Annotated in this window: 14 protein-coding genes; 6 read left to right on the forward strand and 8 right to left on the reverse strand. The window is 72.6% G+C overall.

The window, feature by feature from the left end; all coding sequences use genetic code 11:
* Positions 1-3: 3 nt before the first annotated feature.
* From ACGFMM_RS10165 to ACGFMM_RS10175, 3 genes are read right to left on the reverse strand one after another with little or no spacing between them, the layout of a single operon-like run.
* Positions 4-240 carry a DUF2630 family protein gene (locus ACGFMM_RS10165; RefSeq protein WP_393645507.1) on the reverse strand — a complete coding sequence of 79 codons (237 nt, stop codon included), beginning with the start codon at positions 238-240 and terminating at the stop codon, positions 4-6.
* A 26-nt stretch (positions 241-266) separates the two neighbouring features.
* On the reverse strand, positions 267-1,232 hold the full coding sequence (locus ACGFMM_RS10170; RefSeq protein ID WP_393645009.1) for an endonuclease/exonuclease/phosphatase family protein: 966 nt from the start codon (positions 1,230-1,232) through the stop codon (positions 267-269).
* 33 nt (positions 1,233-1,265) lie between these two features.
* A complete protein-coding gene (locus ACGFMM_RS10175; RefSeq protein ID WP_393645011.1) occupies positions 1,266-1,712 on the reverse strand; it encodes a hypothetical protein in 447 nt (148 codons plus the stop codon).
* A 146-nt stretch (positions 1,713-1,858) separates the two neighbouring features.
* Between ACGFMM_RS10175 and ACGFMM_RS10180 the strand changes: the two genes are divergently transcribed.
* The 3 genes from ACGFMM_RS10180 (at position 1,859) to ACGFMM_RS10190 (ending at position 4,237) form a co-directional block, all read left to right on the forward strand.
* Positions 1,859-2,278, forward strand: coding sequence for a hypothetical protein (locus tag ACGFMM_RS10180; protein ID WP_393645013.1), 420 nt, complete (start codon positions 1,859-1,861; stop codon positions 2,276-2,278).
* A gap of 91 nt (positions 2,279-2,369) precedes the next feature.
* Entirely contained in the window at positions 2,370-3,377 is a 1,008-nt protein-coding gene (locus ACGFMM_RS10185) for an ATP-binding cassette domain-containing protein (RefSeq protein ID WP_393645015.1), read from the forward strand.
* Positions 3,374-4,237, forward strand: a complete 864-nt coding sequence (locus ACGFMM_RS10190) for an ABC transporter permease (RefSeq protein ID WP_393645017.1) — start codon at positions 3,374-3,376, stop codon at positions 4,235-4,237. The genes ACGFMM_RS10185 and ACGFMM_RS10190 overlap by 4 nt, the downstream gene beginning before the upstream one ends.
* Before the next feature lie 25 nt (positions 4,238-4,262).
* Here ACGFMM_RS10190 and ACGFMM_RS10195 read toward each other — a convergent pair whose 3' ends face one another.
* From ACGFMM_RS10195 to ACGFMM_RS10205, 3 genes are all read right to left on the reverse strand, one after another.
* Positions 4,263-4,634 carry a GNAT family N-acetyltransferase gene (locus ACGFMM_RS10195; protein ID WP_393645019.1) on the reverse strand — a complete coding sequence of 124 codons (372 nt, stop codon included), beginning with the start codon at positions 4,632-4,634 and terminating at the stop codon, positions 4,263-4,265.
* A 76-nt stretch (positions 4,635-4,710) separates the two neighbouring features.
* Positions 4,711-5,334, reverse strand: coding sequence for an FMN reductase (locus ACGFMM_RS10200; protein ID WP_393645021.1), 624 nt, complete (start codon positions 5,332-5,334; stop codon positions 4,711-4,713).
* Positions 5,335-5,340: 6 nt separating this feature from the next.
* Positions 5,341-6,420 carry an LLM class flavin-dependent oxidoreductase gene (locus ACGFMM_RS10205; protein WP_393645023.1) on the reverse strand — a complete coding sequence of 360 codons (1,080 nt, stop codon included), beginning with the start codon at positions 6,418-6,420 and terminating at the stop codon, positions 5,341-5,343.
* 154 nt (positions 6,421-6,574) lie between these two features.
* On the opposite strand from ACGFMM_RS10205, the gene cbiE reads away from it, so the two are divergent.
* Positions 6,575-7,816: a precorrin-6y C5,15-methyltransferase (decarboxylating) subunit CbiE gene (gene cbiE / locus ACGFMM_RS10210; protein ID WP_393645025.1), complete on the forward strand. Its 1,242-nt coding sequence runs from the start codon at positions 6,575-6,577 to the stop codon at positions 7,814-7,816.
* Positions 7,813-8,562, forward strand: coding sequence for a precorrin-4 C(11)-methyltransferase (gene cobM, locus ACGFMM_RS10215; protein WP_393645027.1), 750 nt, complete (start codon positions 7,813-7,815; stop codon positions 8,560-8,562). The genes cbiE and cobM overlap by 4 nt, the downstream gene beginning before the upstream one ends.
* 10 nt (positions 8,563-8,572) lie before the next feature.
* Here cobM and ACGFMM_RS10220 read toward each other — a convergent pair whose 3' ends face one another.
* Complete coding sequence (locus ACGFMM_RS10220; RefSeq protein ID WP_393645028.1) at positions 8,573-9,691, reverse strand: cobalt-precorrin-5B (C(1))-methyltransferase; 1,119 nt, start codon at positions 9,689-9,691, stop codon at positions 8,573-8,575.
* 12 nt (positions 9,692-9,703) lie between these two features.
* Between ACGFMM_RS10220 and ACGFMM_RS10225 the strand changes: the two genes are divergently transcribed.
* Complete coding sequence (locus ACGFMM_RS10225) at positions 9,704-10,447, forward strand: cobalt-precorrin-6A reductase (protein ID WP_393645030.1); 744 nt, start codon at positions 9,704-9,706, stop codon at positions 10,445-10,447.
* Between the two features lie 4 nt (positions 10,448-10,451).
* On the opposite strand, the gene ACGFMM_RS10230 is transcribed toward ACGFMM_RS10225, so the two are convergent.
* On the reverse strand, positions 10,452-12,515 hold the full coding sequence (locus tag ACGFMM_RS10230; RefSeq protein WP_393645031.1) for a fibronectin type III domain-containing protein: 2,064 nt from the start codon (positions 12,513-12,515) through the stop codon (positions 10,452-10,454).
* Positions 12,516-12,679: the final 164 nt, after the last annotated feature.

The following is a 12,679-nucleotide window of genomic DNA, read 5'->3' on the forward strand; positions in this document are numbered from 1 at the left end:
TGGTCAGCTGCGGTAGGCCTCCACCTCCGCGGGCGGGCGGACCGCCGCCGTGTCCGGGTCCTCGCCGAACTCCGACTTGGCGCGCCGCTGACGCAACAGATCCCAGGCCTGGTCCAGTTGCACCTCCAGCTCCGCGAGCCGGGTCAGCTCCTCCGGGAGCAGCCCACCGGTCCGCTGCCGCAGGGACCGTTCCTCCTCGACGAGCTGCCCGATGTTCTCCAGGATCTGCTCGTTGTTCATGGGGCTCATGCCACAAGCGTGACAAATCAACCGTCGGCGTGCAGGTCGAGCTCCGCCAGCACCGCCCGGTGGTCGCTGCCCGGCAGGTCGAGGAAGCGGGTGCCGCGGGCGGTGAAGTCCGCGCCGGCCAGCACATGGTCGATCTGCGTGTACGTCGGCACCGCCCCCTCCCGCGGCCAGGTCGGCGTCCGCGCCGCCCCCGTCAGCCGGGCCGCGTCGTGCAGCCCGGTGTCCAGCACGTCCCGGAACGCCTCGTGGTCCTGGGACGCGTTGAAGTCCCCGGCCAGCAGCACCGGCGGCCCCGCCGCCACCGCCCCGGCCGCCCAGTCCCGCACCCGCCCCAGCTCCGCCCGCCAGTCGTCGACCTGCCCCGGCAGCGGCGGCAGCGGGTGCGCGAGCCGCAGCCGTACCTCCCGGCCCCCGATCCGCGCCGTCGCGCCCGGCATCCCCATCGCCGCCGGCAGCGGCGCCTCCGCGACGAGCGGGTACGCGCTGAGGATCGCCGAGCCGGTGGAGCCCGCCCCGGGCACGGTCACCCGGTACGGCAGCCGGTCCCGCAGGCCCTCCGCGAGGGTCCGCACGCACGCCGGGTCGCATTCGGTGACGAACACCAGCTGCGCCCGCTCGGCCCGCGCCGCCGCCAGCAACCGCCCGGTCGCCTGGCCGAATTCGACGTTCGCGGCGAGCACCCGCACCCGCGCGACGACCGGCCCGCCGGCCCCGGTGCCGTCGGGCCCGTACGGCAGGACGAACCACCCGGTCACCGCGAGCACCGCCGCGGTGACCCCGGCGAGCACCCGCCGCCGCGCCACCAGCGCCAGGACCAGCGCGAGCACGGCCGGCACGGCCATCAGCGGCAGCGCCGACAGCAGTTGCGGCACCGGCGTGACGCCGTCCGTGCCGGCCAGCCGGCAGACCGCGGTCACGAGGGGGACGGCGACGAGCAGCCCGGCGGCCCAGGCGGCGAGCGTACGGACCTGTTGCGCGGGCACCCGCCCAGTGTCGCAGCGCCCCGGCGGCGCGTCTCACATGATCGGATGCTTGCCGTACGACTCGTCCGACGCGAGCGCCCAGATCACGAAGACCGAGAGGGCCATCGAGAACAGCGCCCACCACGGCTGGTACGGCAGGAACAGGAACTGCGCCACGATGTTCAGCGAGGCGAGCGCGATGCCCGCCACCCGGCCCCACTCCGCGCCGCGGAGGATCCCGAAGCCGGTGACGGCGATGACGACGCCCAGGATCAGGTGGATCCAGCCCCAGGCGGTGAGGTTGAACCGGTAGACGTAGTCGCCGACGCGCGCGTACACGTTGTCCTCGGCGATTCCGGCGATGCCCTGGAAGATGTCCACGATGCCGGTGACCGTCATCAGCACGCCGGCGAAGACCGTGCCGCCGGTCGCCCAGGCGGACTCGCCCGACCTGCCCTGCGGCGGGGTGGGCGCGGGAGGGGGTGCGGTGTTCTGGCTCATGACCTCATCGTCGAAGCGGTCGTCCGGAACGGGACTTTTTGCTGCGCCGAACGGGTGAAGGCCGTGGCGCGCCCGGTCCGGTTGCGGGACCCGGGCCGTGGGTGTGCTCTGGAGGATGAGATCCCCGAGAGGGAAGGAGCCCTGCCATGGCCGCACACGCAGCGGCGCCGGTCCGGCGCCACGCACGGCACTACGAGGGCGTCACCCGCGGCTGGGGCTTCCCGGTCACGCTGGGCGTCGTCTACGGCCTCTACACGTCGACCGTCGCACGCGGCGGCGGCGGATGGTCCTGGGGCCAGCTGTGGCTCGGCCTGATCTCCGGAGTGGTGCTCGCGGGCGCGGTCTACGTCGTGCACACCGTCGGGCCCCTGCTGCCCCGTGAACTGCACGCGGCTGCCTGGGGCGTGGTCGCGGGCGGCGCGGTCGGCTTCCTGTTCAGCCTCTCCGGCGCGAGCATCCTGTCGGCGTCCGTGCTCGGCCTGATCATCATGGCGGGCACGACGCTCGGCACGTTCTACATGTACTACACGCACGAGGACGCCCGGGGCAGGCCGATCAGGGCCTAGGGCCGGCGCGGGCGGGCCCTGTGGCATCCGGTCGCCGGACGACGGAGACTGGGAAAAGCGGCCCGAACGACCCCCGGCCCGGAGGATGCGCATGTCCGACCTCGCCATCGAGACCGACGGACTCGTGAAGGTCTTCGGCGCCAACCGCGCCGTCGACGGCGCGGACCTGCGCGTCCCGGCCGGGACGGTCTACGGGGTGCTCGGGCCGAACGGCGCCGGGAAGACCACGGCCGTGAAGATGCTCGCGACCCTGCTCCGCCCCGACGGCGGCAGCGCCCGGGTGTTCGGCCGGGACGTGGTGCGCGAGGCCGACGCCGTACGCGACCGGGTCGGCTTCATCGGCCAGTACGCCTCCGTCGACGAGGACCTCACCGGCACCGAGAACCTGGTGCTGCTCGGCCGGCTGCTCGGCATGACCCGCCCCGCCGCGAAGGACCGCGGGGCGCGGCTGCTCGCCGCGTTCGGGCTTGCCGGGGCGGCCGAACGGCAGGTGAAGAGCTACTCGGGCGGCATGCGGCGGCGCATCGACATCGCGGCGTCCCTGCTGAACGTCCCCGACCTGCTGTTCCTCGACGAGCCGACCACGGGCCTCGACCCGCGCAGCCGCAACCAGGTCTGGGACATCGTGCGGGCCGTCGTCGCGCAGGGCACGACGGTGCTGCTCACCACGCAGTACCTCGACGAGGCGGACCAGCTGGCGTCCCGGATCGCCGTGATCGACCACGGCAAGGTCATCGCGGAGGGCACGAAGGGCGAGCTGAAGGCGTCCGTGGGCTCGGGCTCGGTGCACGTACGGCTCCGGGACCCGGCGCAGCGGCCCGACGCGGAGCGGGTGCTGGCGAGCGCGCTGCGGGCGTCCGTACAGCTCGACCCGGACCCCGTGGCGCTCACGGCGACCGTGAACGGCCACGGGACGGACCTGGGCGCGTCGGAGCAGGCCGCGCGGGCGCTCGCGGAGCTGGCGAGGGCCGGGATCACGGTCGACAACTTCGCGCTGGGGCAGCCGAGCCTCGACGAGGTGTTCCTGGCGCTCACGGACGGCCGTGACGAGGGACGGGGCGAGGGACGGGACGAGGGACGGAAGGAACCGGCGGCATGACCACCGTCACCACCGACAAGGACAAGGACACCGCGGCCCTCGACTTCGTCGCGCCCAAGGCCGACGAACTGGCCGAGCTGCTCGTGGGGCACGAGCGCCCGAAGCGTCCGAGCGCGCTGTCGGCCTCGCTGACGTTCGGGTGGCGGGCGATGCTGAAGATCAAGCACGTGCCGGAGCAGCTCTTCGACGTGACCGCGTTCCCGATCATGATGGTGCTGATGTACACGTACCTCTTCGGGGGCGCGCTGTCCGGCTCGGTGTCGGACTACATCCAGTTCCTGCTGCCGGGCATCCTCGTGCTGAGCGTCGTGATGATCACGATGTACACCGGGTCGTCGGTCAACAACGACATCGACCGGGGCGTCTTCGACCGCTTCCGCACGCTGCCGATCTGGCGCCCGGCCCCGATGGTCGGCTATCTGCTCGGCGACGTGGTCCGCTACGTGATCGCCTCGCTGGTGATGCTCTCCGTCGGCCTGATCATCGGCTACCGCCCGGAGGGCGGGGTGATGGGCGTCGTGCTCGGGGTCGTCCTGCTGCTGGTGTTCGCGTTCGGCTTCTCGTGGATCTGGACGATGGTCGGCCTGCTGCTGCGCACCGAGAAGGCGGTGATCAGCGTCGCGATGATGGTGATCTTCCCGCTGACCTTCCTCTCCAACGTCTTCGTCGACCCGAGCACGATGCCCGGCTGGCTGCAGGCGTTCGTCAACAACAACCCGGTGACGCACGTGTCCACGGCGGTGCGCGAGTTGATGGCGGGGGAGTGGCCGGCGACGGAGATCGCCTGGTCGGTGGGGTGGTCGCTGCTGTTCACGGCGGTGTTCGGCACGATCACGATGCGCCTGTACAACCGCAGGTAGGTCGGGCCTTGAGCCAGCAGGTGGGTCAGGCGTTGCGCGGTGTGGTCTGCTGCACGGCCCAGCGGTTGCCGTCGGGGTCGGCGAAGTAGACGAAGGAGCCCCAGGGCTGGTCGTCGATGGGGCTGACGTCGATGCCGCGGCCGGTGAGGTCGGCGTGCGCCTCCTCGATGTCCGTGACGACGACCTGCATGTTGTCCAGCGACCCCGGGGCCATCTCCGTGATGCCCTTGCCGAAGGCGATCGAGCAGGCCGAGCCGGGCGGCGTCATCTGCACGAACCGGATGCCGTCGTTGACGGTCACGTCGTGGTCGGCGTTGAAGCCGACCTTCTCGTAGAAGTCCTTGGCCCGGTCGACGTCGCTGACGGGCACCCCGATGAGCTCCAGCTTGATGTCCATGGGGGCATCATCCGCCGTGCGCGCGGGGAGCGCACGGCGGAGCGCCCGGTTTCCCCGGCGGGACGGCGGCCTCTCGTCAGTCGAGCCGCAGGTCGGCCAGCTGCCGCTCGAACGGGACGACTTCGTCGTCCGCCGGCGTGGCGGCCGGACGGGCGGCCACGGCCCTGGCCAGGTCCTCGCCGGCGCGGGTGATGCGGGCCGGCAGGCCCTCGGTGTACGCGTCGCCGCCGGTGCCCCAGTCCTCCGAGGCCGCGTACACGGCCGTGGGGACGACCTGGGCGCGGAGGTAGGCGAACAGCGGCCGCAGGGCGTGGTCGAGGACGAGGGAGTGGCGGGCGGTGCCGCCGGTGGCGGCGACCAGGACCGGGGTGCCGGTGAGGGCCGCAGGGTCGATCAGGTCGAAGAACGACTTGAACAGGCCGCTGTACGAGGCGGTGAAGACCGGCGTCACCGCCACCACCCCGTCCGCGCCGGTCACCGTGTCGATCGCCGTCTGCAGCTTCTGCGACGGGAAGCCGGTGACGAAGTTGTTCGCGATGTCGACCGCCAGGTCGCGCAGTTCGATCACCTCGACGTCGACCGCGTACTCCTGCTCGGCCAGCTTGTACCGGGCCGCCTGGAGCAGGCGGTCGGCGAGCAGCCGGGTCGAGGACGGCGAGCTGAGGCCGGCCGAGACGGCGACGAGCTTCAGGGTCTGCATGGCTGCTTACGCCTCCTGCTGCGTGAGTACGGCGGGGTGGAGCGGCGCGGTGGACGGGACGTCCGCCGGGCGCATGTTGTCGAACTCCTTGCGGAGCACCGGGACGACCTCCTCGCCGAGGATGTCGAGCTGTTCCAGGACGGTCTTCAGCGGCAGCCCCGCGTGGTCGACCAGGAACAGCTGGCGCTGGTAGTCGCCGACGTAGTCGCGGAAGGACAGCGTGCGGTCGATGACCTCCTGCGGGGAGCCGACGGTCAGCGGGGTCTGGCTGCTGAACTCCTCCAGGGACGGGCCGTGGCCGTAGACCGGCGCGTTGTCGAAGTACGGGCGGAACTCCCGTACCGCGTCCTGCGAGTTCTTCCGCATGAACACCTGTCCGCCGAGGCCGACGATCGCCTGCTCCGGGGTGCCGTGGCCGTAGTGCGCGTACCGCTGCCGGTAGAGCCGGACCATCTTCTCGGTGTGCTGCTTGGGCCAGAAGATGTGGTTGGCGAAGAAGCCGTCGCCGTAGTACGCGGCCTGCTCGGCGATCTCCGGGGACCGGATGGAGCCGTGCCAGACAAAGGGCGGGACGCCGTCCAGCGGGCGCGGGGTGGCCGTGAAGCCCTGGAGCGCGCTGCGGAACTTGCCCTCCCAGTCGACCACGTCCTCCCTCCACAGCTTGTGGAGGAGCGCGTAGTTCTCGATGGCGAGCGGGATGCCCTGCCGGATGTCCTGCCCGAACCACGGGTAGACCGGACCGGTGTTGCCTCGGCCCATCATCAGGTCGACGCGGCCGTCGGCCAGATGCTGGAGGGTCGCGTAGTCCTCGGCGATCTTCACCGGGTCGTTGGTGGTGATCAGCGTCGTCGAGGTGGAGAGGATCAGGTTCTCCGTGCGGGCCGCGATGTGGCCGAGCAGGGTGGTCGGGGAGGACGGGACGAACGGCGGGTTGTGGTGCTCGCCCGTGGCGAAGACGTCCAGGCCGACTTCCTCGGCCTTCAGCGCGATGGCGACGGTGTTCTTGATGCGCTCGTGCTCGGTGGGGGTGCGGCCGGTGGTGGGGTCGGTCGTCACATCGCCGACGGTGAAGATTCCGAACTGCATCGTGATCGCCTTTCGCGCTGGTTGTTGGGGGAGTCTAGTTGTTGAAAGTTGAACTGACTCGCTCAACGGTGACCCACCGCGCCCTATTCCCGCGGTGATGTGGGGTGATCCGGCTCACCTCGGAGGTCATGTTCCGGTCACGTAGAGTTCCGGCGTGAGCTCCGTACCCCCGCCCCTGATCTCCGTCGTCGGCATCGGCGCGGACGGCTGGGACGGGCTCCCCGAGGCCTCCCGCCGGGTCCTGACCGAGGCCGAGGTACTGATCGGCGGCGACCGCCAGCTGTGGCTGGCGCCCTCAGACGTCTGCCTCGGCGCGCGCGTCACCTGGCCCTCCCCGCTGCGCGAGGCCGTCCCCGAACTGATCGCCGCGCACGAGGGCCGCCGGATCGCGGTGCTCGCCAGCGGCGACCCGATGTTCTACGGCATCGGCCGCACCCTCGCCGAGACGATCGGCGCCGACCGGATCCGCGTCCTGCCGCACCCGTCCTCCGTCTCGTACGCCTGCGCCCGGCTCTCCTGGCCGCTGGAGGACGTCGAGACGGTCACCCTGGTCGGCAGGCCGCTCGCCTCGCTCACCGCCGCCCTCCACGACGGCCGGCGGCTGCTGGTCCTCAGCGCGACCCGCCACACCCCGGGGCTGGTGGCGGGACTGCTGCGCGAGCGGGGCTACGGCGGCAGCCGGATGCGGGTCCTCGAACAGCTCGGCGGCCCCTACGAGCGGATCGTCGACGGCACGGCGGCCGCCTGGGACGACGCCGAGCGGCTCGACGCCCTGAACGTGATCGCGATCGACTGCGTCCGCGACCCGGGCACGCTCCGCCTCGGCGCCGTGCCCGGCCTGCCGGACGAGGCGTACGAGCACGACGGCCAGCTCACCAAGCGGCACGTCCGCGCGGCCACCCTCGCGGCCCTCGCGCCCGCGCCCGGCGAACTGCTCTGGGACGTCGGCGGCGGCTCCGGCTCCATCGGCATCGAATGGATGCGTACGCACCGCACCTGCCGGGCGATCGTCGTCGAGAAGAACCCCGGGCGCGCCGACCGGATCGGCCACAACATGCTCGCGCTCGGCGTGCCGAGACTCCGCATCGTCACCGGCCCCGCCCCCGAGGCCCTGGCCGGGCTGCCCACCCCCGACGCGGTGTTCATCGGCGGCGGGCTCACCGCCCCCGGCCTGCTCGACGCCTGCTGGGCCGCGCTGCCGCCCGGCGGCCGGCTGGTCGCGAACACCGTCACGCTGGAGTCCGAGGCGCTGCTGGCGGACTGGTACCGCCGGCACGGCGGCGAGCTGGTCCGGCTCGCCGTCGCCCAGGCCGTCCCGGTGGGCGGCTTCACCGGCTGGCGGCAGGCGATGCCGGTCACCCAGTGGTCCGTAACGAAAGGTTCTGAAGAGGGATGACCGTCTACTTCATCGGCGCCGGCCCCGGCGCGGCCGACCTGATCACCGTCCGCGGTGCGCGCACGCTGGCGTCCTGCGGGGTCTGCCTGTACGCGGGCTCGCTCGTCCCCCGCGAACTGCTCGCCGAATGCCCGCCGGACGCGCGCCTGATCGACACCGCGAACCTGGACCTGGACCGGATCGTCGCCGAAATCGTCCGCGCCCACGAGGAGGGCCACGACGTGGCCCGGCTGCACTCCGGCGACCCGTCCGTCTTCAGCGCGGTCGCCGAGCAGATGCGGCGGCTCGACGCGGCGGGCATCCCGTACGAGGTCGTGCCCGGCGTGCCGGCGTTCGCCGCGGCCGCGGCGGCCCTGAAGCGGGAGCTGACGGTCCCGACCGTCGGCCAGACCGTCATCCTGACCCGCATCGCCCAGCAGGCCACGCCCATGCCGGACGGCGAGGACCTCGCCACCCTGGGCCGCAGCGGCGCGCTGCTCGTCCTGCACCTCGCGGCCCGCTACGTGGACCGCGTCGTCGCCGAACTGCTCCCGCACTACGGCGCGGACTGCCCCGCGGCGGTCGTCGCGATGGCCAGCCGCCCCGACGAGGTCGTCCTGCGCGGCACCCTCGACGACATCGCGGCACAGACGAAGTCCGCCGGCATCACCAAGACCGCGGTCATCCTCGTGGGCCGCACCCTCGCCGCCTCCCAGTTCCGCGACAGCCACCTCTACGACCCAGCCCGCGAGCGACACGTCTGCTGAGCCGCGGCGGCTACGGCCCCTTAGGGGCGGAGCGGCCCACCACTGTCCCCGCGCGGTCGATGCAGACCACGTCGACCGTGACCGGGGCGCCGCGCAGGACCGCCAGGGCCTCGTCGCGGGCGCGGGCCGCGACCGCGTCGCCGAGGGGGACGCCGGCCGCCTCGCAGAGGCGGAGGGCGGCCAGGCCCGTGTTGGCGCCTGCGATCTCGGCGGCCAGGGGCTCGGACGCGCCCGCCGCACGGGCCAGGTCCGCCAGGAAGGGCTTGTCGACCTGGGAACGGGCCGAGTGCAGGTCCAGATGCCCGGCGGCGAGCTTGGACAGCTTCGCGAAGCCGCCGCACAGGGTGAGCCGGTCCACCGGGTGCTGCCGGACGTACTTGAGGACCGCGCCCGCGAAATCGCCCATGTCGAGCAGCGCGATCTCCGGAAGCTCGTACAGCTCCGTCACCGTCCGCTCGGACGTGGAGCCCGTGCAGCCGGCGACGTGGGTGAGGCCGCCGGCCCGCGCCACGTCGACGCCCCGCCGGATGGAGTCGATCCAGGCCGAGCAGGAGTAGGGGACGACGATCCCGGTCGTGCCGAGGATGGACAGGCCGCCGAGGATCCCGATCCGCGGGTTCCACGTGGAACGCGCCAGCTCCTCGCCGTGGTCGACGGAGACCGTGATCTCCACGTCGCCCGTGCCGCCGTGCGCGGCGGCCACCCGCGCCACATGCTCCCGCATCATCTGCCGCGGCACCGGGTTGATCGCCGGCTCGCCCACCTCAAGCGGCAGCCCCGGCAGCGTCACCGTGCCCACGCCCGGACCGGCCTTGAACACCACCCCGGCCCCGGGCGGCAGCAGCCGTACCGTCGCCCGGACCAGCGCCCCGTGCGTCACGTCCGGGTCGTCGCCGGCGTCCTTGACGATGCCGGCCATGGCCGCGCCGCCCGCCAGGGACTCCGCCGCCAGTGCGAACGACGGTGTTCCCCCCTTCGGCAGCGTGATCGTCACCGGGTCCGGGAAGTCCCCGGCGAGCAGCGCCGTGTACGCGGCGGTCGTCGCCGCCGTCGCGCACGCCCCCGTCGTCCAGCCCGGCCGCAGACCGGTGTGCTTGAGTTGGGCGTCGCGCCCGCCGCCTGAACTCATGAAGGGACTCCCGTGCACGTACTCATTCTCGGCGGGACCGCCGAGGCCCGCGCCCTCGCCGGGCTGCTGCACCCGCACGCGCGGGTTACCAGCTCGCTCGCCGGCCGGGTGGCGAACCCGCGGCTGCCCGAGGGCGAGGTGCGGATCGGCGGGTTCGGCGGCCCGGACGGGCTCGCGCGGTGGATCGGCGGGCACGCGGTGGACCGGGTCATCGACGCCACGCATCCCTTCGCCGAGCGGATCAGCTTCAACGCGGCCCGGGCGGCCGCTGCCGCCCATGTTCCCCTGCTCGCACTGCGCCGCCCCGGCTGGGTCCCGGTCGAGGGCGACGACTGGCACGAGGCCCGCTCGCTGGAGGAGGCGGCGGCCATGCTGGACGGCCTCGGCGACAGGGTCTTCCTGACCACCGGCCGCATGGGCCTCGCCGCCTTCGCGGACTGCCCGCAGTGGTTCCTCGTACGGTCGGTGGACGCCCCGGAGCCGCCGATGCCGGCCCGCACCGAAGTGCTCCTGGACCGCGGCCCGTTCACCCTGGACGGTGAGCGCGAGCTGCTGCGTCGGCACCGCGTCGACGTCCTCGTCACCAAGGACAGCGGGGCCGCCGCGACCGCCCCGAAGCTCGCCGCGGCCCGCGAGGCCGGCATCCCGGTCGTCGTGGTCCGCCGCCCGCCGGTGCCGGAGGGCGTGGAAACGGCCGCCTCCGTGGCGGAGGCGGCCGCTTGGGTCATGCGGTCGGACCAGAACGCCGGAACCTAGTCCCTCAGACGCGGTCCTGGACGACGGTGTACCACATGTAGTAGCCCGCCACGCTGCCGTCGGCCCGCACGGCCTCCAGCATGTAGAAGTACGTGTCGCCCCTGGTCGCGCTGTGGTCCGTCCAGGAGCGCGTGTCCGCCGGGAGCAGCTCACTGGTCAGGGGCTCGTACGCCTGGCTCGTCTGGTTCCACCGGCTCACCCGGTAGCCCGTGACCGTGGGGCACACGAAGGTGTTCTCGCACTTCCAGTTGGCACTGGGCCCGTAGCCGCCGCCGGTCACCGTGTCGTGGGCCACGGGGCCGCCGCCCAACGGCCAGTCGCTGGTGACCGGAATGGACGGCAGGAGGTTGAGCTCGGCGGCCTCGACGCCGGTGACCTTCGGGTCGCCCGGGAGAAGCGCGTTGCCCCAGCGGTCCTTGGCGACGACCACGTACTCGTAGAGCTGGCCGTCCGGCAGGTCGCCGCAGAGGACCGCGAGCGGGTCGCTCTGCCCCTCCCGGCACTCGGAGTTGACCAACTGGAGCGTGCCGTCGTCCTGCCGGACGCCGGTCCAGACCGCGTAACTCGCGATGTCGTCCTCGGGCGAGGCGTCCCAGCTCACCAGCACGCCGTCCTTGCGCGGGGTGGCCTTCACGCCGGTCACCGGGCCGGGCGCGACGCGGTCGCCGGAGCGGACGGTGACCGGGGTGGACAGCTCGGACTCGTTGCCGGCGGCGTCGACAGCGTCGACCGCGTAGGTGTAGTTCGTGCCCCGGCTCGCGCCGGTGTCCCCGCACTGGCCCTCGATCGGGTCGGCGCCCTGAACGTAGTACTCCGTGCACGTCACGCGGGTGCGCCGGTCCGGATCGAACGTGGTGCCCGGCGAGCGCCAGACGCGGAACTGCCCGCCGTTGTCGAGGTCCTGGAAGAACGTGCCCGGCATGTTCCAGTAGATCCGCGTGGTGGTGGCGTCCGCGTCCCCGCTGATGCGGGTCGGGGCCTGAGGCGGCGTCAGGTCGATGCCGTCGCCGGCCGCCGTGGCGGAGAAGGCGCCCGCGTTGCCGGCCTCGTCGAACGCGCGGACCTGGTAGTACCGGTACCTCTTCATCGGCGCGGTCCGGTCCTCGTACATCGCCCCGCCGGCGCTGCCGAGCAGCGTGAACGGGCCGGTGCCCGTGGCGGATACGTGGACCTCGTAGCGGACGGCGTCGGGGACCTCCTGCCATCTCAGGGTGTTGATGAACGAGTCGGCCTTGACGGTGATGCCGGTGGGGACGCCGGGAGGGACGCGGTCCGCGCTTGCCACGGTGACGTCGAGGCTGCCGGCGGACTCGCGGCCGGCCCTGTCGACCGCGCGGACCTCGTAGAGGTACGTCTGGCCGGTGGCCGGCGGCGTGTCCACGAAGGACGTGCCGGTGACCGGCGACGCACCGCTGACCGGCGCCCACTGGGTGGGGCCGAGGCGGCGGTAGACGCGGTAGCCGGCGAGGTCCATCTCCTTGTTGGCGGCCCAGCGCAGCGTGGTCTTCAGGGTCGCGTTGTCGTACGCGGCGGTCAGACCGGTCGGGTACAGCGGCTTGACCGTGTCGACGGTGGCCGCGGTGCGCGGGGCGTAGGTGAACCCGGCGTAGGCGTATCCGGTCCAGGCGACGTAGTCGACGCGGATGGTGTGCTTGCCGGCCGGGATGTTGAGGTCGAGCGTCTTGCGGGCGGTGGCGGTGACGTTCTTCCACAGGTCGATCTTGCGGACGCCGTCGACGTAGACGCGCATGCCGTCCTGGGTGGCGGCGTTGAGGGTGAACGGCCCGCCGGAGCCGAAGTCGCGGGTCAGGGACCAGCGGATGGAGAAGTTGTCGTTGGGCAGCGTGACGCCGGCGGGGTCGCCGTTGCCCATGTTCTCGGCGATGGCCGAGTCGCAGGCGGTCAGCTTCGGCGTACCGCTGAACGAGGTGTTGGCGAAGTACTGCGCCGTCCACACGGGGGACGCACAGGAAACGGCCGCGGAGGCCGGGGCGGCGGCGGATATCAGGCCGCCGGTGGCGGCGAGCGCGGCCGTCGCGGCCAGAGCGCTCAGCCGGGAGCGAGTCATCACAGAGACAGGGCCCTTTCCGGACACGCGTGAAACACGTGAAACACGTGAAACGTCCTAGTGCCTGTGTGACCGGCGAGACACACCGAGGGTTGCCCTCACTCCCGATCTTTTTGTACGGGCCACGGAACGTCCGTCCGCGACAACTGCCTTCGGTCCCACAC

Origin of the sequence: Streptomyces sp. NPDC048604, from assembly GCF_043199435.1 — a bacterium.
Taxonomy (GTDB): Bacteria; Actinomycetota; Actinomycetes; order Streptomycetales; family Streptomycetaceae; genus Streptomyces.

Excerpts from the sequence above, each read along its gene's own strand:
- ACGFMM_RS10180 (WP_393645013.1), top strand. The coding sequence starts at position 1,859 with ATGGCCGCACACGCAGCGGCGCCGGTCCGGCGCCACGCACGGCACTAC.
- ACGFMM_RS10220 (WP_393645028.1), bottom strand. The coding sequence starts at position 9,691 with ATGAGTTCAGGCGGCGGGCGCGACGCCCAACTCAAGCACACCGGTCTG.
- ACGFMM_RS10200 (WP_393645021.1), bottom strand. The coding sequence starts at position 5,334 with ATGCAGACCCTGAAGCTCGTCGCCGTCTCGGCCGGCCTCAGCTCGCCG.
- ACGFMM_RS10175 (WP_393645011.1), bottom strand. The coding sequence starts at position 1,712 with ATGAGCCAGAACACCGCACCCCCTCCCGCGCCCACCCCGCCGCAGGGC.
- ACGFMM_RS10185 (WP_393645015.1), top strand. The coding sequence starts at position 2,370 with ATGTCCGACCTCGCCATCGAGACCGACGGACTCGTGAAGGTCTTCGGC.
- ACGFMM_RS10165 (WP_393645507.1), bottom strand. The coding sequence starts at position 240 with ATGAACAACGAGCAGATCCTGGAGAACATCGGGCAGCTCGTCGAGGAG.
- ACGFMM_RS10190 (WP_393645017.1), top strand. The coding sequence starts at position 3,374 with ATGACCACCGTCACCACCGACAAGGACAAGGACACCGCGGCCCTCGAC.
- ACGFMM_RS10230 (WP_393645031.1), bottom strand. The coding sequence starts at position 12,515 with ATGACTCGCTCCCGGCTGAGCGCTCTGGCCGCGACGGCCGCGCTCGCC.
- ACGFMM_RS10205 (WP_393645023.1), bottom strand. The coding sequence starts at position 6,420 with ATGCAGTTCGGAATCTTCACCGTCGGCGATGTGACGACCGACCCCACC.
- ACGFMM_RS10195 (WP_393645019.1), bottom strand. The coding sequence starts at position 4,634 with ATGGACATCAAGCTGGAGCTCATCGGGGTGCCCGTCAGCGACGTCGAC.
- cobM (WP_393645027.1), top strand. The coding sequence starts at position 7,813 with ATGACCGTCTACTTCATCGGCGCCGGCCCCGGCGCGGCCGACCTGATC.